We start from the raw sequence: 26,295 nt of genomic DNA on the forward strand, positions 1-26,295 counted from the left end.
GGGTGGTTACGCGATATGGTGTGGCTGTGGTGACCACCCGACGCGCCCAGACCGCGCTGACCTTCTCCGACGAGGCTTTCGCCGAAGAGATCCGAGCCTCGCTCGATCTCGTCGAGGAACGACTGCTCAAAGCCGTCGACACCGACCAGCCGCTGCTGCGCCAGTCCGGGTCCCACCTCATCCGCGCCGGCGGGAAGCGCTTCCGCCCGATGCTCACCCTCGCGTGCGCGCACCTGGGCGACCCGACCCGGCCCGGCATCCTCGACGCCGCCGTCGCCCTCGAGCTCACGCACCTCGCGACGCTCTACCACGACGACGTCATGGACGAGGCGCTCGTGCGCCGCGGCGCCGCGAGCGCCAACGCCCGCTGGGACAACTCGGTCGCGATCCTCACCGGCGACTACCTGTTCAGCCAGGCCGCGCAGATGATGGCCGACCTCGGCATCGACGCCGTGCGCCTCCAGGCCTCCACGTTCGCGCGGCTCGTGCGCGGCCAGATCAACGAGACCATGCCGCAGCCCGAGGGCATCGACCCGGTCGAATGGCACCTGGAGATCCTGTCCGAGAAGACCGGCTCGCTCATCGCCACGTGCGCGAAGTTCGGCGCCTGGTTCGCGGGCGCCGCGGAAGCGACGATCGCGACTGCCGAGGAGTTCGGCGAGGTCATCGGCGTGGCGTTCCAGATCGCGGACGACATCATCGACATCGCCTCCGATTCTTCGGGCAAGACCCCGGGCACGGACCTCCTCGAAGGGGTGCCGACCCTCCCGGTGATCTACGCGCTCGCCGACGACGACCCGGCCGAGGCGCGCCTGCGCGAACTCGTCGCGGGACCCGTGCCGGAGGAGGACCTGCCGGAGGCCCTGGCGCTCCTGCGCGGATCGAAGGCCCTGGGGCAGGCGCGGGCGACCCTCCTGCAGTACCAGGAGCGGGCCCGGTCACTGGCGAAGTCCCTCCCGGACGGCCCGGCTCAGAAGGCCCTGGTCGACATCTGCGACTACATGATCGAACGCGACGCCTAAACCGCGATGACGCGCACCAATGACTCGAGTCCCTTGGAATCATCCGGGTTGCGCGTGTAGAGCGGCAGCCCGTGCACGGATGCGACGGCCGCGATCATGAGGTCCGTCCGGCGAGGCTTCGGTGAACGCCCCCGCTCGACCGTCAAGGTCGCGAGCGTGCCGAACCGGCTGGCGGCCTCGCCGCTGCAGGGCAGCGGTTCGCACTCGTCAACGGCGGAGTTGAGCATCTCCAACCGGAGTGCGCGCGAGGTCGCGGTCCGAGCCGTCGCGACACCTTGATGGAGCTCGGTCAGAGTAGGCCGCCTCGCAAAGGACATGCTTCGCGCGTTCGTGTTCGATCGGCCACGCCCTCGGCACGGGCGAGCCGGTTGCGGAGGACGGCGACGGCGTCCTCCAAGTCTTCACGGTCGCTCAAGCGGTCGCGGTCGAGTTCTCGGCGGATGCTATCGGGCTTAGAGCGGGGCGCCCGCCTCCAGGTGGGCGAGGCACGTGTCGAGGGTGGCGGCGAGGTCGTCCTTGGCGCCGTCGGTCTCGGCCCAGGCGCTGATCGCCACGGTCCACGAGGCGACGACGAGCGCGGTGAAGTGGCGGACCTCCAGGTCTCCGGCGTCGCGTCCGGTGCGTTCGGCGACCATCCGGGCCAGGAGCCGCTCGGTGGCCGCGGACTGCCCGACCTGGCGGGCGCGCAGGGCCGGGACCGAGAAGATCAACCGCACCCGGCGTCGCACGCGCTCGATGTCCTCGTCGGTGAACTCCCTGAACAAAGCGGTGAGGACCGCGCGCAGGGCCTCCAGCGGCGCGGTCCCCTCCTGCTGGCTCTCGAAGACGTTGACGATGAGCGGGTCGTACTCGTCCTGCACGACCACGTCCTCCTTCACCGGGAAGTAGCGGTAGAAGGTCGAGGGGGAGACGCCCGCGGCCTCGGCGATCTGCTCGATCGTGGTCGCGTCGTAGCCGTGCTCGTCGAAGAGCCGCAGGGCCTCCTCCTGCAAGCGGTGCAGGGTCTCGATCTTCTTGCGCTCACGCAGCCCGGGACGGTTCATGCTGCGATTGTGCCTCGGCCGCCCCCGGGTGCTTCGGGAACCTCGGGCCCGCCGCGCACGCGACGACGACGGCCAGCCCCGCGCAGACCAGGAACACCGCGCCCATGCCGTCGGTGAACGCCGCGAACGCGCGGTGCGCGGTCTCCGGCGACCCGGTCGCTTCGGCGACCGCCGCGGCCCCGGCCACGGAGTCCTCGGCGGCGCGTTCGGCCTCGGCCGGCAGCGGCGGCAGGTCGAGCTCCGCACGGTAGACGCTGGCGGCGATCGACCCGAAGACCGCGACGCCGATCGCGCCGCCGGTCTGGCGCAGCGTCTGCATGAGGGCCGAGCCGATCGCGGCCCGGTCGGGCGGGAGCGAGGCGAGGACCGCGTCCGTGGCGGGGACGAGGGACATGCCGAAACCCGCGCCGAGGACCGCGAGCCAGAGCGCGACGAAGCCGAACCCGGTGCCCGGGTCGGTGGCCGTCGCGGCGGCGCAGCCGGCCGCCGAGAGCACGAGGCCCGCGATCACGGTGGCGCGGTAGCCGAACCGGGCGGCCAGCCGCTCGGCCCCGAGGCCGCCGACCATGAGCCCGCCGATCATCGGGAGCAGCCGCAGCCCCGTCCCGAAGGCGCTGTGCCCCTGCACGATCTGCAGGAACTGCGGCACCAGGAACAGCGCGCCCATCATGAGCATCGACGAGGCCGTGGCGATGGCCGAGCCCCACAGGAACGCCCGGTCGCGGAAGAGCCCGAGGTCGACCATGGGCGCGGCGGAGCGGATCTGCGAGACCGCGAACGCGCCGATGAGGACGAGCCCGCCGATGCCGCCGATGAGCGTGGCCGGCGAGAGCCAGCCGTCCACGGGCGCCTCGATGACGCCGTAGACCAGCGCGCCCAGGCCCAGTACCGATGCGAGGGCGGCGAGGGGCTGGAGGCGCGGGGCGCTGCGGTCGGTGGACTCGGGGAGCAGGAACGCGATCGCGACGAAGCCGAGCACGATGAGCGGCAGGTTGATGAGGAAGACCGAGCCCCACCAGTAGTGCTCGAGGAGCCAGCCGCCCAGGAGCGGGCCGAGCGGGAGCCCGATGGCCATGCCGGCGGTCAGGAGCGCGACGGCGCGGGTGCGCTCGGCGCCGCTGAACATGCTGGGCACCACCGCCATCGACACGGGCATGACCACGGCGGCGCCGACGCCCATCAGTGCGCGGGCGGCGATGAGCACGCCCACCGAGTCGGCGGTGGTGGCGAGGGCGCAGGACGCGCCGAAGATCGCGAGGCCGGCGAGGAGGACCTTCTTGCGTCCGAGCCGGTCCCCCAGCAGTCCGGCGGGCAGGAGCAGCGCGGCCAGCGCGACGATGAAGGCGTCGACGATCCACTGGAGTTCGGCGTTGGAGGCGTCGAGGTCGACGGCCAGGGTCGGCAGGGCGACGTTGAGGATCGTGACGTCGAGCCCGACGACGAGCAGGCCGAACAGGAGCGAGAGGAGGGCCCACCAGCGGCGGCGGGCGGAGACGGGAGCCATGCGTCCTCAATTCTGGAAGTAACTGTCATTTGACAGTAGCTATCAAAATGAGGCATGTCAAGGCGTGTCGATGCGAGCGCGGAACGTGTTTCGGCTCCCACCGGGTCCCCGGGGGTGGCCGGGGTTCGCTATCGTTCAAAGGTCGCTGTCCCCAGGAAGCGGCACCCCCAGCCACGGCGAAGCTCGCGAGCCGTGCCTCCAGCTCAGCCCTCCTGGCGCCGACTGCGTAGTCCCGTCAGGGAGTCCTTCGGCGCGCGTTCGCGGCCGAGAAGGGAGCGCAGTGCGACTCGGACACCACGGGCCCCCTGCCAAGCCGAAGACCGTTCTCGCCGCGCAAGGGGTCATCTGGCTCCAGTTCGCGGCGATCGTGCTGCTCTACTCGATCGGCGTGCGGTTCCTCTTCGACGCGACGAGGTCCTCCTCCAGCCACGACACGATGCTCGACGTCATCGGTTCGATCGACCTCGAGCGGCTGGTCACGATCCTCCTCAGCGTCGCCGTCACCGTCTCGATGCCGTTCATCGCCGTCCGCCTCGGCCGCCGCCGCGCCCACGCGGTCAAGGCCGCCTGGTGGGCCCTCGCGATCGTCCCCGGCGCGATGTTCCTCTGGATCCTCGGCCGCGCCTACTTCGCGACCTTCCCCGACGAGGCCCCGTTCTTCGTCAGCGCCGCCGCGATGCTCGTCGTGTGCGGGTCCTTCCCCACCGCGGCGCTCCTGCTGCTGCGCTCCAAGGCCGCCAAGGCCTGGTTCGCCGCCGAGGAGCTCTTCGAGGAGATCGACCGCGAGCTCGCCGAGACCGGTGAGCTCGAAGCGGCCAAGGTCGGCTGACAGCCGTAGCGAAAAGCCGCGGGGAGCGATCGCTCCCCGCGGCTTCTTCCATGCGCGGGCCGCCCCGGGGGTCTTCGGGATACGTTCCGTGCAGCGATGTCAGCGCCCGCACGCGAGGAGGGCCCCATGTCCGCACCGGAGACGGCCTCGAACCGGTTCGGCCGCTTCATGGAACGCGGCGGCTGGTGGCGGGCGGTCCTGTTCACCGCCGTGTACCTGGCCCTGTACGTCGGGGCGGGGCTGCTCGTGGAGACGCTGTTCGGCGATGCGATCGGCGACGACCCCTTCGGGGACGCCACGACGCTGTTCCTGGCGATGGCCCTGCCGCTGCTGGTCGGTTCGGCGCTGCTCCTGGCGGCCGTCGCCGCGCTGCGCTGGTTCGGGCCGCTGTTCGGACGCCAGCCGGTGCGGGGCCGGGCCTGGATGTGGATCGCCCCGGTCGTCGTCGTGCTCGCCGCGGCGGCTCGCGCCGCGGGCACGGACTACGAGCAGTACTCGGGCGGCGTGATCGCGCTGACGTACGCCACAGGTCTGCTCATCGGCTTCACCGAGGAGATCCTGGCGCGCGGCATCGTGATCGGCATGCTGCGCCGGGCCGGCCGCTCGGAACCGGCGGTCATGCTGCTCTCGTCGCTGCTGTTCGCTTTGATGCACGCCACCAACATCGTTTCGGGCCAAGCCCTCGGCACGGTGCTGGCGACGATGGGGTTCGCGTTCGTGTTCGGCGTCGCCATGTACCTCACGCTGCGGGTGACGGGGTTCCTGGTCTGGCCGATGCTCCTCCACGCGGTCACCGACCCTTCGACGTTCCTCGCCACCGGCGGCGTCGACGAGGTCGCCGCGGGCGGGACCAGCCCGCTCGTCACCCTCGCCGGCGCATCGGTCGTGCTCTACGCGCTCCTGGCCGTGGCCGCGCTGTTCCTGGTGCGCGGCCGCGCCGAGACCGGGGGGCTCATGCGCGAACCCGGCCTCTTACCGCTCGGCGCCGCGGGGAGCGGCTGCTCCCCGCGGCTGCCGATCGGCGGTAACCAGGCGACCGGGCCGAGGCGGTCGGTGAACGTCGCAGTGGGGCCGTCGGGGCCTGCGGTGGCGAGGGCGATGAACGGGTCGGTCCCTTCGGTGACGGTGAGCTGGCCGCGGTGGCCGTTCATGTCGGTGGCCGCGAACTTGCGGTTGGCGACCTCGCCGGGGGTGACGACGTTGAACTTGATGCCCGGGAGCGCCTGCGCGTACCGGACGGTGATCATGTTCAGCGCGGCTTTCGAAGAGCTGTAAGCGAGTTCGTGCATGCTCGCGACGGGCTGGGTCGGGTCGGTGATGACCGCGAACGAGCCGCCGCCGCTCGACACCATGATCACGCGCGGGTGCTCGGCGGCCTGGAGCAGCGGCAGGAACGCGTGCGTGACCCGGACCGGGCCGTACACGTTCGTCTCGTAGACCCCGTGGAGCTCATCGGCGGTCGCCAGCTCAGGGGCGACGAAGTGCCCGGGGTTGCCGGCGTTGTTGATGAGGACGTCGAGGGTCGCGGTGTGCTCGCGGACGATCGCGAGGGCCGCGGCCACCGAGGCGTCCGAGTCCACGTCGAGCGGGACGAGGACCGCGTCCGCGCCGTCGGCCTGCAGCTTCGCGACGGCTTCGCGCCCGCGCTCCTCGTCGCGCGATCCGAGGAAGACCTTCCAGCCCATCGCCCCGAGGCGGCGGGCGGCCTCGAGACCGAGGCCCTTGTTGGCGCCGGTGATGAGGACCGAGGTCTGTGACTGCTGCGTCATGTTGGCTCCCATGGTTGCTTTCCTTCTCGCTCCGTGTCGGAATTGGTCGTGCATCTCTTTGACGGACCGCGACGGAAGAACCAGACGGATGACTGAAGAAAATCTCACGGCGGAGGCCTTCGAGGCCCACCGGGCGCATCTCCGCGCGGTCGCCTACCGGATGCTCGGGTCCCTGAGCGAAGCCGAGGACGCCGTCCAGGAGGCCTGGATCAAGGTCTCGCGGGCGGACACCGCCGGGGTCGAGAACCCGGCCGGATGGCTCACCACCGTGGTCAGCCGGGTGTGCCTGGACCTGTTGCGGTCCCGCAAGGCCCGCCGCGAGGACGCCCTCGACGCTCAAGGCACCGAGGTGCGTCTGCGGCCCAGCGTCGACCCGGAGGCGGAGGCGCAGCTCGCGGACTCGGTGGGGCTGGCGATGCTCGTGGTCCTCGACGCGCTCTCGCCGGTCGAGCGGCTCGCGTTCGTCCTCCACGACATGTTCGCGGTGCCGTTCGCGGAGATCGCCCCGATCGTGGAGCGCAGCCCCGAGACCACGCAGCGCCTCGCCAGCCGAGCGCGCCGGCGGGTGCACGGGAAGTCGAGTGTGGACGGTGACCGGTTGCGGCGCTTCCAGGCCGTCGACGCGTTCCTCCAGGCTTCGCGGGACGGCGAGTTCGGCATGCTCCTGTCGCTGCTGGACCCGAATGTGACGATGCGCCTCGACGACGCGGCCCGGCTCCTGAGCGCCAGGTCCGCGCTCACCGGCGCGACCGCCGTGGCCGAGGCTTTCAACGGCCAGGCCGCGCTGGCCCGTCCGGTGCTCATCGACGGCGAACCCGGGATCGTCTTCGCCCCGCGCGGCAAGGTCATCATGCTGTTCACCGTCCGGTTCGAGGGCGACCGCATCGCCGAGATCCACGCCGTGGCCGACGCGTCCGCTCTGTCGGCGATCGAGCTGACGGTCGCCTGAGACGCCGAAAGGCCGCGGGGAGCGATCGCTCCCCGCGGCTACTTCGTCGGTGCGCTAGAAGAGTTGCATTGGCGCGGTGGCGAAGTGGTAGTACTCGGTGACGGCGATGAAGACCGCGGCGCCGAGGATCGCGAGGGTGTAGTGGACGCGGCGGCCGGTGGTCCACCAGCGGCGGGTCCAGGCGAGGACGACCGTGACCAGTGCGGCGGCGGTCGCGACCGCGGCGAGTGCGAGCGGGATCGCGGCCAAGGGCACGATCGGGGCGCCTTCGAGGATCGCGAGGATGAACTTGTCGGTGTCGGCGAGGAACGCGGCCATGATCGCGATGAACGCGGCGCTCAGGACGCCGGCCGAGGCGGCGAGGACGAGGGCGAGGCGGCTGCCGGGGCGCGGGGCCGGGCGCCCGCTGCGGCGGCGGATGAAGGAGGCCAGCGGCCAGACGAGGAGGCTCGCGAGGAGCAGCAGGCCCGCGGCCGCCGCGGCGAGGAGGACGTCGGTCCGCTCGTACCAGGCGAGGTGCTCGTAGGCGCCGTCGCCGTTGTAGAGCATGGTGTTCCCGGCGTCGTCGGTGCCGAAGGCGATCAGGCGCGAGCCGTCCGCCTCGCGGTAGAGTCCGTCGCCCTGCGGTTCCCAGTGCTGCTCGTCGACTTCCGGGTCGAACGAGAGGCCGGTGGTGGTGACCGTGCCGTCGTCCGCCACGGCGACGGTGACGTCGGAACCCATGGCGAGGAACAGGTTCGAGTAGTCGCTCTCGTTCATGCGGGTGGAGCGGTAGGTGCCGGCGGCGGCCTCGGCGGCCGTGTCCGGGGCGGTCGCACCGGCCGGGCCGTCGGCTTCGGCGGTGGCGCCGAGCATCTGGTCGAGGATCGTTCTGGTGGCCTCCTCGGCGGCGTTCGCCGCGCCGCCGTCGGCGCCGTCGGCGTTGAAGGCGATGTAGATCCCGAGGTCGTGGCCGGGGACGAGGGTCATGAGGCTGTGCGAGCCGGGGCCGTCGCCGCCGTGGGCGACCAGGCGGGTCGAGCCGTGGTACATCTCGTGGAACCCGAGGGCGGATCCGGGAAGGCGCGGGTCCGCGTGGAACTGCGGGCCGTGGAGTTCGGCGAGCGCGTCGGCCGAGAGCAGGGGCTCGCCGTCACCGAGGTGGTAGGCCATGAAGGCCCCCATGTCCGCGGCGGTCGCGATGATGCCGCCCGCGGGGTAGTCGTCTTCGGCGCCGCGGTCCTGGGCGACCTGCTCTCCGCCGCTGAGGGCGTAGGAGGTCGCGAGGGGCCGGTCGGGGTCGGCGGTGCCGGTGTTGACCTCGGTGTGGTCCAGGCCGAGCGGCTCGAAGACGCGTTCGGCGAGGACCTGGCCGAAGTCCGTGCCGAGGACGTCGGCCGCGGCCAAGGCCGCCAAGGAGAGCCCGGTGTTGGAGTAGGCGTAGGCCTCGCCCGGCGGCCTGACGCGTTCGGGGAGTTCGAGCATGGACTCCTCGAGCCGGTCGCCCGCGCCGGTGCCGGCGAGGAGCCCGATGACCGACTCCTCGAAGCCGGCCGTATGGGTGAGCAGGTGCCGCAGGGTGATCGGCTCGCCCGGGTAGGTGTCCGCGACTTCGGCCTCGTCGAGGTACTCGTTGACGTCGGTGTCGAGGTCCAGCATCCCGTCGTCCACAAGGGTCATGATCGCGGTGGCGGTGAAGGCCTTGGAGACCGAGTCGATCGGGAAGCGGGTGCGCTCGGGGTCCACGGGGGTCTCGGCGTCGAGGTCGGCGAACCCGAACCCGTACGTGGAGGTGGCGCCCGCCGAGGTGAGGGCGACGATGGCGCCGGGGATGGCGTGCTCGTCCATGGCCTCGGTGATGAGCGCCTCGATGTCGACGGGCTCCTGGGCGCGGGCCGGGGACGCCAGGGCACCCGCGGCGACCGCCGCCGCCGCAGCGGCGGCGAGGATCATCCTCAGTGGAGTGTGCGTTCGCTGTTCGGTTTCGCCTCTTGGCCTTTGGATGGTGTCCATGTTCCCACCGTAGGGGCGCAGAGGGCACCGCACCATGAAGGCAGCGGGCAGGTTCCCGGTAAGGCAGGCCCCACCGGCACGGCGAAAGCCGCGGGGAACCGGTGGCTCCCCGCGGCTTTCGCTCGGCGCGCTAGGTGTTCAGGAAAGTACTGGCCTGGTCCACGATCTCGAGGAAGAAGCCCGGCGCGAGGCCGAGGATCATCGTGGCGGCCACGCCGGCCGCGACCACGGTCCCGGCCATCGGGCTCGGCAGGTTCACGGTGGGGGCGTCCGGCGCGGGCTCGTTGAGCCAGAGCAGGACGACCACCTTCAGGTACGGGAACGCCAGGATGGCCGAGGAGACCACGCCGACGATCACGAGCCCGAGTTCGTCCGCCTGCAGTGCCGCCGCGAACAGGTTGAACTTGGCGCTGAACCCGCTCGTGAACGGCAGGCCCGCAAGGGCGAGCATCAGGATCGTGAACACCACGGCGGTGCCCGGGGACTTCTTGCCGAGCCCGGCCCAGCGGGCCAGGTGGGTCGCCTCTTCGTCGCCGTCGCGCACGAGCGAGACGACCGCGAACGTGGCGATCACGGTGAAGCCGTAGGCGGCCAGGTAGAACATGGTCTGGCCGACCGCCTCGCCGAGCGCGATCACCCCGATGAGGAGGTACCCCGCGTTGGCGATGGAGCTGTACGCCAGGAGCCGCTTGATGTTGCGCTGGGTCACCGCGAAGATCGCGCCGCCCAGCATCGTCGCCACCGCGATCACCGTCAGGATGAGGTGCCAGTCCCACGCCGAGGACGCCAGTCCCACGTTGAAGACCCGCAGCAGGCCGCCGAACGCGGCGACCTTCACGCAGGCCGCCATCAGCGCGGTCACCGGCGTCGGCGCACCCGTGTAGACGTCGGGCGTCCACATGTGGAACGGCACCGCCGCCGCCTTGAACAGCATCGCGACGGCGAGCATCGCGACCCCGATGTACAGGAAGATGCGCGGCTGGCCCGAGTCGACGCCCGCCTGGTTGATCCCGGCGAGGTCCACAGTGCCCGCGAAGCCGAAGAGCATCGCCATGCCGTACACGTAGAACGCGGACGCGAAGGCGCCCAGCAGGAAGTACTTGAGCGCGGCCTCCTGGCTGATGAGGCGGCGCCGCTTGGCGAGGCCGCACAGCAGGTACAGGGGCAGGCTCAGCATCTCCAGGGCGACGAACATGGTGAGCAGGTCGCCCGCGACCACGAACATCATCATGCCGCCGACCGCGAAGAGCGTCAGCGGGAAGATCTCCGTCGCGCCGTCCTCGCGCCGCTGGGCCTTGTCCGCGGGCGAGTCCGCGACCACGGCGGCCTCGGCGACGAAGTCGCCGCCGCGCGTGGTGCGGCGCTCGGCCAGGAGCAGGACCGCGACGATCGAGAGCATCGCGAGCGTCCCCTGCAGGAACAGGCCGGGGCCGTCGAGGACGACCGAGCCTATCCCCGCGCCCTCGATCTCGAACGCGGTGCCGTTCTTGCCCTGGTTCAGGACCACGGCCACGAACGCCGCGGCCAGTGCCGCGACGGCGAGGCCCACCTGGGCGACCAGCCTGCGGCCCTTGGGGACCGTGGCCTCGACCAGGAGCCCGCCGAACGCCGCGACGAACACGATGATCATGGGGGCCAGGCCGGCCCAGTCGATCTGGAGCCCCGCTTGCTGGGCCTCATTCATTGGTGACTCCTTCGGCGGCGGGCAGGTCTTCAGGGGAGCCTGAGATGAAGAGGAGCGTGTTGTCCACGGCCGGCTCGACCGCGTCGATCAGCGGCTGCGGGAAGAACCCGAAGCCGAGGATCGCGATCACCAGCGGCGCGACGAGCGCCTTCTCGCGCATCGTGAGGTCGCGCTTCATCGCGGGCATCTCGTCGAGCACCGGGTTCCGCTCGCCCTGCATGGTGCGCTGGTACATCCAGATCACGTACGCGGCGGCGAGGATGATGCCCAGGGTCGCGACGACCGCGACCGGCTCGTTGCCGGTGAAGGCGCCGAACAGGACCAGGAACTCGGAGATGAACGGCGCGGTCCCGGGCAGGGACAGCGACGCGAGGCCGGCGAACAGGAAGATCCCGGCGAGCACCGGCAGGGTCTTGGCGGCCCCGCCGTAGTCGGCGATCTGCGCCGAGCCGCGCCGGATCGCGAGGAACCCGACGACGATGAACAGCAGGCCCGTGGCGAGGCCGTGGTTGAACATGTAGAGCACGGCGCCCGTCGCCGACGCCTGCGTGAACGCGAAGATCCCGAGGCCGATGAAGCCGAAGTGGGCGATCGACGTGTAGGCGACCAGCCGCTTCAGGTCCGTCTGCCCGATCGCGACGAACGCCGCGTAGACCACGCCGATGACGCTCATCCCGATGATCCACGGCGCGAACGTCTGCGTCGCCTCCGGGAACAGCGGGAGGCAGTAGCGCAGGATCGCGAACGTCCCGATCTTGTCCATCACGCCGACCAGCAGCGCCGCGACAGCGGCCGGAGCCGCGCCGCCCGCGTCCGGCAGCCAGGTGTGGAACGGGAAGAACGGGGCCTTGATCGCGAACGCGATGAAGAAGCCGAGGAACAGCCAGTTCTGCAGCGCGCCCGAAGCCATCGGCTCGGCGTCCACCAGGGTCTGCCAGTCGAAGACGCCGCCGTTGTGCACCCACAGGGCGATGACGGCCACCAGCATGAGCAGGCCGCCCAGCAGCGAGTACAGGAAGAACTTCACCGCCGCGTACTGCTTCTTCGGGCCGGTGCCGTAGGAGCCGATGAGGAAGTACATCGGCACGAGCATCGCTTCGAAGAAGAAGTAGAACAGCAGCACGTTCGAGGCCAGGAAGGTCGCGATCATCGCCGCTTCCAGCGCCAGGATCAGCGCGAAGAACGCCGGGACCGAGCGCTTCACCGCGTCCAGGTCGCGCCAGGCCGCGAGCATCGCGATCGGCGTCAGCCCCACCGTGAGCAGGAGCATGAGCAGCGCGATGCCGTCGACTCCCCACGACAGGTTCAGGTCCCAGGCCTCGACCCACGTGTACGACTCCGTGAACTGGAGCCACGGGGCGCCCTCGGAGTAGTCGAAGCCGACCGCCACGAGCGCGGCGATCACGGCGACCAGCCCGGCGGCCGCGAGCGCGGTCCAGCGGGCCGCGTCGGCGTTCTCGCGGCGGATCGACGCGACGACCAAGGCCCCGATCAGGGGCACGGCGACCAGCGCCGACAGCAACGGGAGTTCGTTCATTGGACGACCACCACCATGAGCGCGGCCACCACGATGACCGCACCGGAAAGAATCGACAGGGCATAGGAGCGCACGAAACCGGTCTGCACCACGAGCAGGCGGCGCGAGGTGCCGCCGATCAGGGCGGACAGGCCGTTCACGGCGCCGTCGACGACCCGGCCGTCCATGGCGACCGAAGCGCTGGCGGCCAGGCGGCTCGGGCGTTCGAAGAGGCCGCGGTTGACGGCCTCGCCGCCGAGGTCGGCGCGGGCGGCGCGCACCGGCCAGGCGGCGGCGCGCGGCACCTCGTCGGTGCCGCCGCGGAAGAGGAACCAGCCCAGGCCGGCGCCGAGGACCACCACGATGGTGGTGGCGACGGTGACCTGCATGTGGCTCAGGTGGCCGTGGACCTCGTGGGGCTCGCCGAAGACGGGGGTGAGCCACTCGGGGACCGAGGTGGCCATGAGGCCGCCGGCGGCGAGCGAGCCGAGGCCGAGCAGCACCAGCGGCACGGTCATGATCGCCGGGGACTCGTGCGGGTGCACGTCGTCCGTCCAGCGCTTGGGGCCGTGGAAGGTGAGCACGAACAGGCGGGTCATGTAGAACGCCGTGAGCGCCGCGCCGAGGAGCGCGGCACCGCCGACGACCCAGCCCTGCCAGCCTTCGCGGGCGAACGCGTCGTGGATGATCGGGTCCTTGGTGAAGAAGCCCGAGAACGGGAACAGGCCGATGATCGCGAGCCATCCGGCCGCGAACGTCGCGTACGTGAACGGCATGACCCGCCAGAGGCCGCCGAAGCGGCGGATGTCGGTCTGGTCGTTCATGGCGTGCATGACCGAGCCGGAGCCGAGGAACAGCCCGGCCTTGAAGAAGCCGTGGGCCAACAGGTGGATGATGCCGAGCGCGAACGCCCCGCCGCCGAGGCCGACCGCGAGGAACATGTAGCCGATCTGGGAGACCGTGGACCAGGCGAGGACGCGCTTGATGTCGTCCTTGGCGCAGCCCACGATCGCTCCGAAGAGGAGGGTGAGGGCGCCGACGATGACGACGGCGGTCTGCACGTCCGCGTTGAGGCTGAAGATGACGTGCGAGCGGGCGATGAGGTACACGCCCGCGGTCACCATCGTGGCCGCGTGGATGAGCGCCGACACCGGGGTCGGGCCCTCCATCGCGTCCGGGAGCCAGGTCTGGAACGGGAACTGGCCGGACTTGCCGCAGGCGGCGACCAGGAGCAGCAGCCCGATGGCCAGGCTCGTGCCCGTGGAAAGCGACTCGGCGCCGTTGAAGACGCCGGCGAAGTCCACGGTGCCCAGGGCGCCGATCATGGTGAACATCGCCAGGAGGAACCCGACGTCGGCCACGCGGTTGGTGAGGAAGGCCTTCTTGCCGGCGGTCGCCGCGGCGGGCTTCAACTGCCAGAACGAGATGAGGAGGTACGAGGCGAGGCCCACGCCCTCCCAGCCGATGAAGGTCATGAAGTAGTTGCCGCCGAGCACCAGGACGAGCATCGCGGTGACGAACAGGTTGAAGTAGGCGAAGAACTTCCGGCGCCCGGGGTCGTGCGACATGTAGCCGACCGCGTAGACGTGGATGAGGAAGCCGACCCCGGTGATGAGCAGGCAGAAGACCGCGCTCAGCGGGTCGAAGAGGAGGTTCGCCTCGATGTGCAGGTCCCCTACGGAGAGGATCGTGAACAGGTCGAGGCCCGCGCTCTTGTTGTCAAGTCCCGCAAGGGAGGCGAACATCGCGAGGGCGAGCGCGAAGGCGCCGCCGATCGTGGCGACGCCGAGCCAGTGGCCCCACTTGTCGGCTCTGCGGCCGGCGAGCAGCAGGACCGCGGCGCCGATCGCGGGCAAGGCGATGAGCAGCCACGCCAGCGAGAGGACCCCTTCGGCCGGGGCGTACGAGATTTCGTCCACTGTGTCCTCTCTAGGCCTTCAGCAGGTTGGCGTCGTCGACGGAGGCGGAGCGCCGGGACCGGTAGATCGCCATGATGATCGCCAGGCCGACGACGACCTCGGCGGCGGCCACAGCCATCACGAAGAACGCCATCACCTGCCCGTCGATGTTGCCGCTGGTGCGGGCGAAGGTGACCAGGGTCAGGTTCCCGGCGTTGAGCATCAGCTCCACGCACATGAACACGACGATCGAGTTGCGCCGCACCAGGACGCCGACCGCGCCGATCGTGAACAGCGCGGCGGCCAGGATCAGGTAGTACTCGGGGCTCATGCGTCCCGTCCTTCCGTGTGCTTCGGCGCGGCTTCGGCGGCCGTGAGCTGGCGCGGCGGGACGTACGCCGACAGCGACGCCGGCTCGATCGAGCCGTCCGGCCGCAGCGCGGGCGTCGCCGTCGAGTCCGAGGTCGCGAACACGCCCGGGCCGGGCTTCGGGCCCGGGTAGACGCCGGGCGCGAACCGCTCGCGGCTGTGCTCCTTCTGCCCGCGGTGGCCGCCCTTCTTGGCGACGTGCGCGAACATCAGGGCGCCGACGGCGGCCACGGTGAGCACGCCCGAGACGACCTCGAACGGGAACAGGTAGGTCGAGAACAGCGCCTCGGCGATGGCCTCGACGTTCGACTGCGCCCCGGTGGCCCAGCGCGGATCGTCCGCGATGGTCATGCCGGAGACCGCTCGGGCCAGCCCGGAGGACAGCAGCGCCGCCAGGCCGATGCCGAGGAGCACCGCGAAGAGGCGCTGCCCGCGCAGCGTCTCGAACATGGAGTCCTTCGAGTCGCGCCCGAACAGCATGAGCACGAACAGGAACAGCATCATGATCGCGCCGGTGTACACCATGATCTGCACGAACCCGAGGAACGGGGCGGCCTGCATGATGTAGAAGACCGCCAGGCACATCATGGTGATCGCGAGCATCAGCGCCGCGTGGATCGCCGAGCGCGCCAGCACGAGGCCCATGGCCCCGCCGAGCGCGATCGGCGCGAGGATCCAGAAGAAGACCGATTCGCCCATCGAGGCGTTCTGCGCGACGGTCTGCGCCAGGTCGATCACTGCGCGCCTCCGTTCTTCTGCGCCAGCATCTCCGTGAGCGAGAACTCCGCGCCCTCGCTCGCACCGGGGTTGCGGGGGCCCGACTCGTAGTAGGCCTTCTCGCTGTCGCCCAAGCGCATCGGGTGCGGCGGCTGCTCCATGCCCTCCAAGAGCGGGGCCAGCAGCTCCTCCTTGGTGAAGATGAGGTCGCGGCGGTCGTCGCGCGCCAGCTCGTACTCGTTGCTCATGGTGAGCGAACGGGTCGGGCAGGCCTCGATGCACAGGCCGCAGAAGATGCAGCGCGCGTAGTTGATCTGGTAGGTCTTGGCGTACCGCTCACCGGGCGAGAACCGCTCGGCCTCGGTGTTCTCCGCGCCTTCGACGTAGATCGCGTCGGCCGGGCAGGCCCACGCGCACAGCTCGCAGCCGATGCACTTCTCGAGACCGTCCGGGTGACGGTTGAGCACGTGCCGGCCGTGGTACCGCGGCTGGAGCTTCGAAGGCTCCTCCGGGTAGTCGACGGTGACCTTCGGCTTGAACATGTGCGAGAAGGTGACGCCGAAGCCTTTTGCGAAACCGGACATTACTCCTCCTCTCCCTTATCAGTCGGGCGGGAGCCGTTGACGGCATGGGTGGTTGCGGGTTCGAGTTCCTGCAGGGCCCGCGGATTCGGCGGGACCGCGAGGTCCATCGGCGGGACGGGGAAGCCGCCCATGCCGGTGTCCGGCTCGGCCGGCGGCTCGTACTGCTTCCGGTTGGGCCAGAAGAAGATCAGGGCCATCACGACGATCGCCGCACCGCCCGCGAAGGCGATCCGGGTCGGCAGCTCGTTGTCGGTGTCGAGGCCGATGTTCATGGCCGCCAGGACCATGAGCCACACCAGCGAGACCGGCACGAGGACCTTCCAGCCCAAGCGCATGAACTGGTCGTAGCGCAGACGCGGCAGCGTGCCCCGCAGCCACACGTAGAAGAACAGGAACGCCAGGACCTTCCCGAAGAACCAGACGAGCGGCATGAACCCCTCGTTCGCGCCCGGCCACCACGAGTTCGGGAACGGCGCGGCCCAGCCGCCCAGGAAGAGCGTCACACACAGGGCCGACATCGTGACCATGTTGACGTACTCGGCCAGGAAGAACGACGCGTACTTCAAGCTCGAGTACTCGGTCGCGAAGCCCGCCACCAGCTCCGACTCCGCTTCCGGAAGGTCGAACGGGGCGCGGTTCGTCTCGCCGACCATCGAGATCACGAAGATCACGAAGCTCGGCGCGAGGATGATGAAGTACCAGCCCGGCAGCGTGATCTCCGTGCCGCCGAAGTTCAGCGGCAGACCCTGCGCCTGCGCCTCGACGATGGCGCCCGTGGACATCAGCTGCGACTGGAAGAACACCGTGAGGACCGCCAGGCCCAGCGCGATCTCGTACGAGATCACCTGCGCCGCAGCGCGGAGCGCGCCCAGCAGCGAGTACGTGGAACCGGAGGACCAGCCCGCGAGCACGATGCCGTAGACCCCGACCGCCGAGCACGCCAGGATCAGGAGCACGCTCACCTCGAAGTCGGTGAGCTGCAGCTCGGTCTCCATCCCGAAGACGTTCACCTCGGGCCCGAACGGGATCACCGCGAACGCCGTGAACGCGCAGGCCACCGCGATGACCGGGGCCGCGATGAACACGACCCTGTCGGCCGTCCGCGGCATCACGTCCTCTTTGAACGCCAGCTTCAGGCCGTCCGCGAGCGACTGCAGCAGGCCGAAGGGCCCGTTGCGGTTCGGCCCCGGCCGCACCTGCATGATCGCCACCACGCGCCGCTCGTACCAGATGGTGAAGAGCACCAGCAGCACGAGCACCACGAAGACGAGCACGCCCTTGACGAGCATGAGCCAGATCGGATCGTTCATCACTTGACCGCCTCCACGGCTTCTCCGTCGCCCGACGACGCCTGCGAGCCGGCGATGGGCTCAGCGGCGGCCGGGCGAGGGACGTTCGGGTAGGCGCGGATCGTGACGACATCGCCCGAACCGGCGCCGAGGTGGCGGTAGATCCCGCGACCCGGCGCGTTCTGCGGCAGCCAGACCACACCCTCGGGCATGTCGGTGACCCTGAGCGGCAGAGTGATCCCGCCGATCGGAGTCGCCACGGTCACCCCGCCGCCCTCGCTCGCGCCGATCGACTTCGCCGTGGCGGCGCTCAACCGCACCACCGGGTCGGGGGCGCAGCCGGCGAGGTGCGGGTTGTTCTCCTGCAGCGAGCCGCCGTCGAGCAGCTGCCGCCACGTCGCGAGGACCGCCTTGCCGTCCTCATGCGCATGTGCGGGGCGGTCCGACGCCCAGTCCGGCGCGGGCTGGCGCGTGATCGGGTCCGGCAGCCCGGCCAGTTCACCGCGCACCGTGCGGGTCTCGGCGAGCCCCAGCTTGAAGCCCATGGCCTCCGCCAGCGTGTCGAGCACCGCGTGGTCCGACATGAGATCCGAGGGGATCACCGTGTCGAAGGTCCGCAGGCGCCCCTCCCAGTCGAAGTACGCGCCGGGCTTGCCGGTCACCGGAGCGACCGGCAGGATCACGTCCGCCACACGGGTCACGGCCGAGTGCCGGATCTCCAGGGAGACCACGAACCGGGCCGCGTACAGCGCCGCCTCGACGGCGGGCCCGTCCGCGAAGTCGTACGGGTCGACGCCGCCGATGAGCAGCGCGTCGATCTCGCCGTCGGCGGCGGCCTGCAGCATGTCCCAGGCCCCGCGGCCGTCGCCGCCGGGCAGGGACTCCACGCCCCAGTACTCCGCCAGCTGGTCGCGGTCGGCCGCATAGGAGGCGAGCCCGCCGCCCGGCAGCAGACCCGGCAGGCAGCCCGCCTCGACCGCGCCGCGGTCGCCCGCGCGCCGCGGAATCCAGGCGATGCGCGCGCCGGTGGCCTTGGCCAGCCGGACCGCCGCCGAGAACGCGCCCTCCACAGTGGCCAGGCGCTCGCCGAGCAGGATGACCGCGCCGTCCTCGCCGAGCGCGTCGCGCACGAAGCCGCCGCGGCTCCAGCCGTCGAGCATCTCGGCCTCCTCACCGGGCAGGGCCTCGATGAGGTTCGCGTTCAGCTTCGCCGTGCCGCGCGTCGCGAACGGCGCGACCACGTGCACGCGCTGGCCGCGGCTGCGGACCGCTTTGCGCAGGCGCAGGAAGGCGATCGGGCATTCCTCTTCGACCTCGAGGCCCACGGTGAGGACCACGGGGGCCTTCTCCAGGTCCTCGTAGGTGACCGCGCCGCTGGAGGGGTAGACCCCGGCCACGGCGTGCGCCAGGAACTCGGACTCCTCAGTGGAGTGCGGGCGGGAGCGGAAGTCGATGTCGTTGGTGCCGAGGGCGACCCGCGCGAACTTGGAGTACGCGTAGGAGTCCTCGACGGTGAGGCGTCCGCCGGGGAGGACGCCCACCCGGTCGGCCGCCACGGCGAGTCCGGCGGCCGCGCGGCGCAGGGCCTCGGGCCAGGACGCCTCCCGGAGGGACCCGTCCTCGGCGCGGACGAGCGGCTTCGTAATGCGGTCGGCGGCCTCGATGTAGGAGGAGCCCCAGCGGCCCTTGTCGCAGTTCCACTCCTCGTTCACCGCCGGGTCCTCACCCGCGAGGCGGCGCAGGACCTTGCCGCGGCGGTGGTCCGAGCGCTGCGCGCACCCGGCCGAGCAGTGCTCGCACACGCTGGGCGTCGAGACGAGGTCGAACGGCCGGGAGCGGAACCGGTACTGCGTGCCGGTGAGCGCGCCGACCGGGCAGATCTGGACGGTGTTGCCCGAGAAGTAGGACTCGAACGGCTCGTCCTCGTAGACGCCCACCTGCTCCAGGGCGGAGCGCTCCATCAGCTCGATGAACGGGTCGCCCGCGACCTGGTCGGAGAAGCGGGTGCAGCGGGCGCAGAGCACGCAGCGCTCGCGGTCGAGCAGCACCTGCGAGGAGATCGGCAGCGCCTTCTTGTAGTGGCGCTTGTCCCCCGGCTCCATGCGGGTCTCGGTGCGCCCGGTGCTCATGGCCTGGTTCTGGAGGGGGCACTCGCCGCCCTTGTCGCAGACCGGGCAGTCCAGGGGGTGGTTGATCAGGAGGAACTCCATGATCCCCTCCTGGGCCTCCTTGGCGACCTCGCTGGTGTGCTGGGTCTTTACGACCATGCCCTCCATGGCGGTGGTCGTGCAGGAGGCGGCGGGCTTGGGCATGCCGCGCCCGTTGCCCATGTCCGGTACGTCCACGAGGCACTGGCGGCAGGCGCCGGCCGGCTCGAGCAGCGGGTGGTCGCAGAAGCGGGGGATCTCGATGCCGAGCTGCTCGGCGGCCCGGATGATCAAGGTGCCCTTGGGGACCGTGACTTCGACGCCGTCAATGGTGAACGTGACTTGATCGGTCATGTCAGTGCGCTCCGATCTTTTCAGCGTCGAAGAGGGCGGGCTTGTGTCCCTCGATGTAGTCGAGGTAGTCCTGCCGGAAGAACTTCAGCGAGGAGGTGACGCACGAGGTCGCGCCGTCGCCGAGGCCGCAGAAGGACCGGCCGAGGAGGTTCTTGCAGGCGCTCTCGAGGAGCTTGAGGTCGCTCAGCTGCCCGCGGCCGGAGAGGATGCGCTCGTAGACGCGCACCATCCAGTAGTTGCCCTCGCGGCAGGGCGTGCACTTGCCGCAGGACTCGTGGGCGTAGAACTTGATCCAGCGCCAGCAGGCGACCACCGGGCAGTCCTGGTCGGAGAAGATCATGACCGCGGTGGTGCCGAGGATCGAGCCGGCCTTGGCGACGTTGTCGAAGTCGAGCGGGACGTCGATCGAGTCGGCCGAGAGCATCGGGGTCGAGGAGCCGCCGGGGGTGAAGTAGCGCAGCTCGTGGCCCTCTTCCATGCCGCCGGCGAGTTCGATGAGCTCGCGGAGCGTGGTGCCCAGCGAGCACTCGTACTGGCCGGGGCGCTTGACGCGGCCCGACAGCGAGTAGATCATCGTGCCCGCGGCGTTCTCGGAGCCGAGGTCCTTCCACCACTGCGCGCCGCCGAGCACGATGTGCGGGACGGCGGCGATGGAGCCGACGTTGTTGATGCAGGTGGGCTTGTTGTAGAGCCCGTGCGTGGCGGGGAACGGCGGGCGCAGCCGCGGCTGGCCGCGCTTGCCCTCCAGGGAGTCCAGGAGGGCGGTCTCCTCGCCGCAGATGTACGCGCCTGCGCCGGAGTGGATGACGACCTCGAGGTCGAAGCCGGTGCCGAGGATGTCCTTGCCGAGGTACCCGGCCTCCTTGGCCTCGCGCACGGCGTTGCGCAGGCGGCGGGCCGCGTGGATGGCCTCGCCGCGCACGTACACGAACGCGCGGCTCGCCTTGATCGCGTACGAGGCGATGATGACGCCCTCGATGAGCGAGTGCGGGTCGTTCATCATGAGCGGCAGGTCCTTGCAGGTGCCCGGCTCGCCTTCGTCGGCGTTGACGACCAGGTAGTGCTCCTGGCCGTCGTCGGGCACGAACTGCCACTTCATGCCGACGGGGAACCCGGCGCCGCCGCGTCCCCGGTGGCCGGAGTCCTTCATGAAACTGATGAGGTCGCCCTCGGAGTACTTGAGGGCCTTGCGAAGCGCCTTGTAGCCGTCGAGCTGCTCGTAGACGTCGAGCTTCCACGCGCCGGGAGACATCCAGCGCTTGGTGACGACGGGCTTGAGCTTGTTGAGGGCGTCCTCGCGGGGCCGCCGGGGACCGGGCACGGTAACGCTCACTTCGCTTCCTCGGGTTCTTTGGCCAGCAACGGCGCAGTGGGATCGAACGCGGGCGCGGTGATGCCCGCTTCGGCCGCGAGGCGGGCCCCGGCGAGCGTGGCGTCGCCCTGGGCGTTGCCTTCGAGCCCGGCGGTGCGCTCCTCGTCGAACCCGGCCAGCTGCACCGAGATCTCCCGCAGCGTGCACAGTGGAGCACCGCGGCTGGGGATCGGGCGGCGGCCCTCCTTGAGCTCGCGCACGAGCTCGAGGGACCGCTCCGTGTCCATGTCGTCGTAGAACTCGTAGTTGACGGTGACGACGGGCGCGTAGTCGCACGCGGCGAGGCACTCGGCGTGCTCGAGCGTGATCTTGCCGTCCGCGGTGGTCTCGTCGTGGCCGACGTCGAGTTCGTCGCTGAGCGCGTCGAAGACCTTCTGGCCGCCCTTGGACTGGCAGAGGGTGTTGGTGCACACCGAGACCAGCCAGTCGCCGGCCGGTTCGCGCTTGTACATGGTGTAGAAGGTCGAGACCGCCTGCACCTGGGCCTTGGTGATGTTCAGGATCTCGGCGCAGAAGGCGATGCCGTCGTCCGAGACGTAGCCGTCGTGCGACTGCACCAGGTGCAGCAGCGGCAGGAGCGCCGAGCGCTCGCGGCCCTCGGGGTAGCGGACGAGGATGGCCTCGGCCTGCTCGCGGATCTTCTCCGGGTAGTTCACCTGTCGCAACCTCCCATGACCGGGTCGAGCGAGGCCCCGCCCGCGATGACGTCCGCGAGCAGGCCGCCTTCGGCGAGCGCGGGGATCGACTGCAGGTTGATGAAGGAGGGCTCTCGCATGTGGACGCGGAACGGCCTCGTGCCGCCGTCGGAGACGGCGTGGATGCCGAGCTCCCCGCGTGGGGCCTCGATGGCGGTGTACACCTGCCCGGCCGGGACCCGGAAGCCCTCGGTGACGAGCTTGAAGTGGTGGATCAGCGCCTCCATCGACTGGCTCATGATGTGCCGGATGTGGTTGAGGCTGTTGCCCGAGCCGTCCGCGCCGAGCGCGAGCTGGGCGGGCCAGGCGATCTTCTTGTCCTCGACCATGACCGGGCCGGGCTCGAGCTTGTCGAGGCCCTGGCTGATGATCTTGAGGCTCTCGCGGATCTCGTCGAGGCGGACCACGTAGCGGGCCCAGGCGTCGGCGCCGTTGTGCGTCGGCACCTCGAAGTCGTACTCCTCGTAGCCGCAGTACGGCATGGTCTTGCGCAGGTCCCACGGGAGGCCGGCGGAGCGGAGCACGGGGCCGGTGACGCCGAGGGCGAGGCAGCCGGAGACGTCGAGGTAGCCGACGCCCTGGGTGCGCTCCTGCCAGATGGCGTTGCCGGTGAGCAGGCCCTCGTAGTCGTCGAGGCCCTGCGGCATGTAGTCCACGAAGTCGCGGATCATCTTGACGCCGTCGCGCGGGAGGTCCTGGGCGACGCCGCCGGGGCGCACGTACGCCATGTTCATGCGCAGGCCGCAGACGGCCTCGAAGATGTCGAGGATCTTCTCGCGGTCGCGGAAGCCGTAGATCATCATCGAGAGCGCGCCGAGCTCCATGCCGGTGGTCGCGAGGGCCACGAGGTGGGAGCTGATGCGGTTGAGCTCCATCATGATCACGCGGATCACGTCGGCGCGGCGCGGCACGGTGATGCCGAGCAGCTTCTCCACCGCGAGGCAGTACGCGGTCTCGTTGAAGATCGGCGCGAGGTAGTCGGCGCGGGTCACGAAGGTCGTGCCCTGGGTCCAGTTGCGGTACTCGAGGTTCTTCTCGATGCCGGTGTGGAGGTAGCCGACGATGGGGCGGACCGAGCGGACGGTCTCGCCTTCGAGCTCGCAGACCAGGCGGAGCACGCCGTGCGTGGACGGGTGCTGCGGGCCGAGGTTGACGATGAGGCGCTCTTCGCTGACCGGGTCGACCGAGGCGACGAGCTCGTCCCAGTCCCCGCCGGTGACGGTGTAGACGCGGCCTTCGGTGGTGTCCCGTTCGGCCGCATACGCGTCGGCGGCATTCTCTGTGGCGGTCACTTGTAGGCCCTCCTCTCGTCGGGCGGCGGGATGTGCGCGCCCTTGTATTCGACTGCGATGCCGCCGAGCGGGTAGTCCTTCCGCTGCGGGAAGCCCTCCCAGTCGTCGGGCATGAGGATGCGGGTGAGGTGCGGGTGGCCCTCGAAGACGACGCCGAACATGTCGTACGCCTCCCGCTCCTGCCAGTCGGCGGTCGGGTACACCGCGGTCACCGAGGCGACTCTCGGGTGGTCGAGGCCCACAGCGGTTTCGAGGCGCACGCGGCGCCGGTAGGTCATCGAGGTCAGGTGGTAGGCGATGTGGAGCCGGTTGCGCTGGTCCGGGTAGTCCACGCCGGACACCGAGTTGCAGAACTCGAAGCGCAGGCTCTCGTCGTCGCGCATGGTCTTGCAGACCTCGGCGACGCGGTCGGGGGCGATGTGGATCGTGAGCTCGCCGCGGTCGACGATCACCGCGCGGGTGATCTCGTCGCCGTGCGCCTCGCGCAGGGCCCCGACGATCTCGTCGAAGTAGCCGCCGAGCGGTTCGGGCGTGGAGACGATCTCCCCCGCGCTCGGCGTGGCCTGCACGAGGCCGCCGAAGCCGGAGGTGTCGCCGGTGTCGGCGACGCCGAACAGGCCCTTCGGCTTCTGGATGCCGACTGGCTGGACGTCGTCCGGGGCCGCGCTGCCCGTTCCCGTGGGATCGGAGGTCATCGCTTCGCCACCGCCTTCCGGATGCGCAGCTGCTCTTCCGTCCCGGCCTCCACGGCCTCGGTCCACTCCTTCTTGCGCTGCTTGTTGAAGCGGTAGGAGGAGGGCATCGCGCCGGGCTTGACGACCGGCTCGGGGAGGTCGGCGAGGGCCTGCCGGCGCTTCTCGCCGAGGGGCTCGTGCTGGACCTTCTCGTGGAGTTTGAGGATCGCGTCGAGCAGCATCTCCGGGCGCGGCGGGCAGCCGGGGAGGTACATGTCGACCGGGACGACGTGGTCGACGCCCTGCACGATCGCGTAGTTGTTGAACATGCCGCCGGAGGTGGCGCACACGCCCATCGACAGGACCCACTTCGGTTCGGGCATCTGGTCGTAGATCTGGCGCAGGACGGGGGCCATCTTCTGGCTCACGCGCCCGGCCACGATCATCAGGTCGGCCTGGCGCGGGGAGGCGCGGAAGACCTCCATGCCGAAGCGGCCGGTGTCGTAGCGGGCGGCGCCGGTGGCCATCATCTCGATGGCGCAGCAGGCGAGACCGAACGTGGCAGGCCACATCGAGGCCTTGCGGGTCCAGTTCACCAGGGCCTCAACGGAAGTGAGGATGATGCCCTGCGGGAGTTTCTCTTCTACACCCATATCGGTTCCTCAGTCCCAGTCCAGCCCGCCGCGGCGCCATTCATAGGCGTAGGCGACGAACAGTGCGGCGATGAACATGAAGACGGCCCAGAACCCGAAGATCCCGAGGACGTCGTGGTGGACCGCCCACGGCACGAGGAAGATGATCTCGATGTCGAAGACGATGAACAGCATCGCGGTGAGGTAGAACTTCACCGGGAACTTCGTGGGCCCCGAGGTCGTGGGGGCCGGCTCGATGCCGCATTCGTAAGGGTCGTACTTGGCGCGGTTCTTGCGGTGCGGGCCGGTGATGCGCGAGGCGACCACCGAGACGATGCCGAACCCGGCGCCGATCGCGAACATGATGACGACCGGAACGTAGACTTCCATCCCCATTAGACCCTTCTTCCGGCGAAGCTTGCGAGCCGGACTTGCGTTCTGCCCAATCCGGGCGTGACGATGCGCATCCCGTTGACGATCCGGTCGGCGGTGTCGCGCCCGGGTCGGTCGGTGAGGTTCGCCAGCAGTTTCAACACGACGCGCATGAGCGCGGGACGCTTCAGGCCGTGCTCGGTGCACAGCTTCATGACGGCGGGCTTGCCGATGAGGGTCGAGAAGATGCCGCCCATCCGGTAGTACGAGCCCCAGAGGTCGTCCATCCTGTCGGCGTAGGTCCGCAGGATCGCTTCGCGGCGCGGCACCGAGCGGGCCTGGAACGCCTGGGCCGCAACTGAGGCGGCGACTTCGCCGGCCTCGACGGCGTAGGCGATGCCCTCCCCGTTGAAGGGGTTGACCATGCCGCCGGAGTCGCCGACGAGCATGAGGCCGCGGCTGTAGTGCGGGGTCCGGTTGAACCCCATGGGAAGCGCGGCCCCGCGCACGGGACCGTCCGCGTTCGCCTCGTCGGCCAGGCCCCACTCCTCGGGGGTGTTGGCGAGCCAGTCGCGAAGCAGCGCACGGTAGTCGGTCTTGCCGTAGCCCTCGGAGGAGTTCAGCACCCCGAGGCCGACGTTGACGCGGCCGTCGCCGAGGCCGAAGATCCAGCCGTAGCCGGGCTGCAGCACGTCCGGTTCGGCGGCGGTGCGCAGCGCGAGCCAGGACTCGAGGTAGTCGTCGTCGTGCTTGGCCGGGGACTTGTAGTACTGGCGGACCGCGACGCCCATGGGGCGCTTCTCGTTCCGCTTGAGGCCCAAGGCGAGCGCGAGGCGGCCGGAGACGCCGTCGGCGGCGATGACGAGCGGCGCGCGGTAGGCGACCTGCTCGCCGTCCTTGACCGCGGTGACCCCGCAGACGCGCCCGGCGAGGTCGAAGACCGGCGCGGTGACCTTGACGCCGCACCGGAGCTCGGCCCCGGCGGCGACGGCGCGGTCGGCGAGGATCTGGTCGAAGTCGAGGCGGGTGCGGGTGAGGCCGTAGTCCGGGAAGTGCTCGAGGGCGGGCCAGTCGAGCTCGATGGCGATGTCGTCGGCGACGACGCGGAGGCCGCGATTGCGGACCCAGCCTGCGGACTCGGAGGTGTCGACGCCCATCTTGAGCAGCTGCGCGACGGCGCGGGGGGTGAGGCCGTCGCCGCAGACCTTTTCGCGGGGGAAGCGGGTCTTCTCCAGCAGCAGAACGTCGAGCCCCCGGGAGGCCAGGTGGTAGGCCGCGGCCGAACCACCAGGTCCCGCGCCGACGACGATGACGTCGGCCTCGGGGGTTGCGTGAGTGGTCACGGGCGTCCTCTCAGGCGAACGGGGCGGTGATCCTTGTAACGACCATGCAGCTTGTGAAGATCTTCACAAGCGTTTGCCGCAAGTCTAGAACTCCGCTATCTACGCCCTGTCACTTAGGTCCGCCTAAGTTGTCATTATTCGAGGTCACGATGCATACAGGCGTGCCTGAACCAGAGTTGCGCGAGCGAGGCGAGCGTCTGGCGTGACGCCTGCGCGGACAGTGATAAAGCCGACAGTCGGCCACCCTAG

At 70.2% G+C, this 26,295-nt stretch carries 21 protein-coding genes and 3 pseudogenes; 4 read left to right on the top strand and 20 right to left on the bottom strand.

What is annotated here, in order from left to right; all coding sequences use genetic code 11:
* The first annotated feature begins 26 nt into the window (after positions 1-26).
* Complete coding sequence (locus QWI33_RS15050) at positions 27-1,022, top strand: polyprenyl synthetase family protein (protein WP_289957965.1); 996 nt, start codon at positions 27-29, stop codon at positions 1,020-1,022.
* On the opposite strand, the gene QWI33_RS15055 is transcribed toward QWI33_RS15050, so the two are convergent.
* The 3 genes from QWI33_RS15055 to QWI33_RS15065 all read right to left on the bottom strand — a co-directional run bounded on the left by QWI33_RS15055 (position 1,019) and on the right by QWI33_RS15065 (position 3,569).
* The gene (locus QWI33_RS15055) at positions 1,019-1,255 is read right to left on the bottom strand and encodes a PIN domain-containing protein (protein WP_289957966.1); all 237 of its coding nucleotides are present in this window, start codon (positions 1,253-1,255) and stop codon (positions 1,019-1,021) included. The genes QWI33_RS15050 and QWI33_RS15055 overlap by 4 nt on opposite strands.
* Positions 1,256-1,474: 219 nt before the next feature.
* The gene (locus QWI33_RS15060; RefSeq protein ID WP_289957967.1) at positions 1,475-2,065 is read right to left on the bottom strand and encodes a TetR/AcrR family transcriptional regulator; all 591 of its coding nucleotides are present in this window, start codon (positions 2,063-2,065) and stop codon (positions 1,475-1,477) included.
* Positions 2,043-3,569, bottom strand: coding sequence for an MFS transporter (locus tag QWI33_RS15065; RefSeq protein ID WP_289957968.1), 1,527 nt, complete (start codon positions 3,567-3,569; stop codon positions 2,043-2,045). The genes QWI33_RS15060 and QWI33_RS15065 overlap by 23 nt, the downstream gene beginning before the upstream one ends.
* Before the next feature lie 280 nt (positions 3,570-3,849).
* Between QWI33_RS15065 and QWI33_RS15070 the strand changes: the two genes are divergently transcribed.
* Complete coding sequence (locus tag QWI33_RS15070) at positions 3,850-4,398, top strand: hypothetical protein (RefSeq protein WP_289957969.1); 549 nt, start codon at positions 3,850-3,852, stop codon at positions 4,396-4,398.
* 423 nt (positions 4,399-4,821) lie between these two features.
* Positions 4,822-5,184 (top strand): annotated as a pseudogene (locus tag QWI33_RS29400) (CPBP family intramembrane glutamic endopeptidase); the annotation flags it as partial.
* 242 nt (positions 5,185-5,426) lie between these two features.
* Here the strand turns inward: QWI33_RS29400 and QWI33_RS29405 are convergent.
* Positions 5,427-6,167: pseudogene (locus QWI33_RS29405) on the bottom strand (SDR family NAD(P)-dependent oxidoreductase); the annotation flags it as partial.
* Positions 6,168-6,255: 88 nt separating this feature from the next.
* On the opposite strand from QWI33_RS29405, the gene QWI33_RS15090 reads away from it, so the two are divergent.
* Positions 6,256-7,116 (top strand): sigma-70 family RNA polymerase sigma factor, encoded by an 861-nt coding sequence (locus tag QWI33_RS15090; protein ID WP_289957973.1) that lies wholly within the window; start codon positions 6,256-6,258, stop codon positions 7,114-7,116.
* Between the two features lie 54 nt (positions 7,117-7,170).
* Here the strand turns inward: QWI33_RS15090 and QWI33_RS15095 are convergent, their stop codons facing one another.
* The 16 genes and pseudogenes from QWI33_RS15095 to QWI33_RS15170 form a co-directional block, all read right to left on the bottom strand.
* Complete coding sequence (locus QWI33_RS15095; protein WP_289957974.1) at positions 7,171-9,048, bottom strand: serine hydrolase domain-containing protein; 1,878 nt, start codon at positions 9,046-9,048, stop codon at positions 7,171-7,173.
* Between the two features lie 190 nt (positions 9,049-9,238).
* A complete protein-coding gene (gene nuoN / locus QWI33_RS15100; protein WP_289957975.1) occupies positions 9,239-10,792 on the bottom strand; it encodes an NADH-quinone oxidoreductase subunit NuoN in 1,554 nt (517 codons plus the stop codon).
* Complete coding sequence (locus tag QWI33_RS15105; protein WP_289957976.1) at positions 10,785-12,329, bottom strand: NADH-quinone oxidoreductase subunit M; 1,545 nt, start codon at positions 12,327-12,329, stop codon at positions 10,785-10,787. The genes nuoN and QWI33_RS15105 overlap by 8 nt, the downstream gene beginning before the upstream one ends.
* On the bottom strand, positions 12,326-14,227 hold the full coding sequence (gene nuoL, locus QWI33_RS15110) for an NADH-quinone oxidoreductase subunit L (protein ID WP_289957977.1): 1,902 nt from the start codon (positions 14,225-14,227) through the stop codon (positions 12,326-12,328). Before nuoL ends, QWI33_RS15105 begins: the two co-directional genes overlap by 4 nt.
* Positions 14,228-14,237: 10 nt before the next feature.
* The gene (gene nuoK, locus QWI33_RS15115) at positions 14,238-14,537 is read right to left on the bottom strand and encodes an NADH-quinone oxidoreductase subunit NuoK (protein WP_208496840.1); all 300 of its coding nucleotides are present in this window, start codon (positions 14,535-14,537) and stop codon (positions 14,238-14,240) included.
* The gene (locus tag QWI33_RS15120; protein ID WP_289957978.1) at positions 14,534-15,313 is read right to left on the bottom strand and encodes an NADH-quinone oxidoreductase subunit J; all 780 of its coding nucleotides are present in this window, start codon (positions 15,311-15,313) and stop codon (positions 14,534-14,536) included. Before QWI33_RS15120 ends, nuoK begins: the two co-directional genes overlap by 4 nt.
* Positions 15,310-15,876, bottom strand: coding sequence for an NADH-quinone oxidoreductase subunit NuoI (nuoI, locus tag QWI33_RS15125; protein WP_289957979.1), 567 nt, complete (start codon positions 15,874-15,876; stop codon positions 15,310-15,312). Before nuoI ends, QWI33_RS15120 begins: the two co-directional genes overlap by 4 nt.
* Complete coding sequence (gene nuoH / locus QWI33_RS15130; protein ID WP_289957980.1) at positions 15,876-17,186, bottom strand: NADH-quinone oxidoreductase subunit NuoH; 1,311 nt, start codon at positions 17,184-17,186, stop codon at positions 15,876-15,878. The genes nuoI and nuoH overlap by 1 nt, the downstream gene beginning before the upstream one ends.
* The gene (locus tag QWI33_RS15135) at positions 17,186-19,666 is read right to left on the bottom strand and encodes an NADH-quinone oxidoreductase subunit G (protein ID WP_289957981.1); all 2,481 of its coding nucleotides are present in this window, start codon (positions 19,664-19,666) and stop codon (positions 17,186-17,188) included. The genes nuoH and QWI33_RS15135 overlap by 1 nt, the downstream gene beginning before the upstream one ends.
* Before the next feature lies 1 nt (position 19,667).
* Positions 19,668-20,918 (bottom strand): NADH-quinone oxidoreductase subunit NuoF, encoded by a 1,251-nt coding sequence (nuoF, locus tag QWI33_RS15140; RefSeq protein WP_435367587.1) that lies wholly within the window; start codon positions 20,916-20,918, stop codon positions 19,668-19,670.
* Positions 20,919-21,016: 98 nt separating this feature from the next.
* Positions 21,017-21,694 (bottom strand): annotated as a pseudogene (nuoE, locus tag QWI33_RS15145) (NADH-quinone oxidoreductase subunit NuoE); the annotation flags it as partial.
* On the bottom strand, positions 21,691-23,025 hold the full coding sequence (locus tag QWI33_RS15150; RefSeq protein WP_289957984.1) for an NADH-quinone oxidoreductase subunit D: 1,335 nt from the start codon (positions 23,023-23,025) through the stop codon (positions 21,691-21,693). The gene QWI33_RS15150 and the pseudogene nuoE, both read right to left, overlap by 4 nt.
* Positions 23,022-23,720, bottom strand: coding sequence for an NADH-quinone oxidoreductase subunit C (locus QWI33_RS15155; protein ID WP_289957985.1), 699 nt, complete (start codon positions 23,718-23,720; stop codon positions 23,022-23,024). The genes QWI33_RS15150 and QWI33_RS15155 overlap by 4 nt, the downstream gene beginning before the upstream one ends.
* Positions 23,717-24,352, bottom strand: coding sequence for a NuoB/complex I 20 kDa subunit family protein (locus QWI33_RS15160; RefSeq protein ID WP_353895475.1), 636 nt, complete (start codon positions 24,350-24,352; stop codon positions 23,717-23,719). The genes QWI33_RS15155 and QWI33_RS15160 overlap by 4 nt, the downstream gene beginning before the upstream one ends.
* Before the next feature lie 9 nt (positions 24,353-24,361).
* Entirely contained in the window at positions 24,362-24,721 is a 360-nt protein-coding gene (locus QWI33_RS15165; protein WP_270117280.1) for an NADH-quinone oxidoreductase subunit A, read from the bottom strand.
* A gap of 5 nt (positions 24,722-24,726) precedes the next feature.
* Entirely contained in the window at positions 24,727-26,046 is a 1,320-nt protein-coding gene (locus QWI33_RS15170) for a geranylgeranyl reductase family protein (protein ID WP_289957986.1), read from the bottom strand.
* Between the last annotated feature and the right edge of the window lie 249 nt (positions 26,047-26,295).

The sequence above is a fragment of the Glycomyces tritici genome (assembly GCF_030403505.1).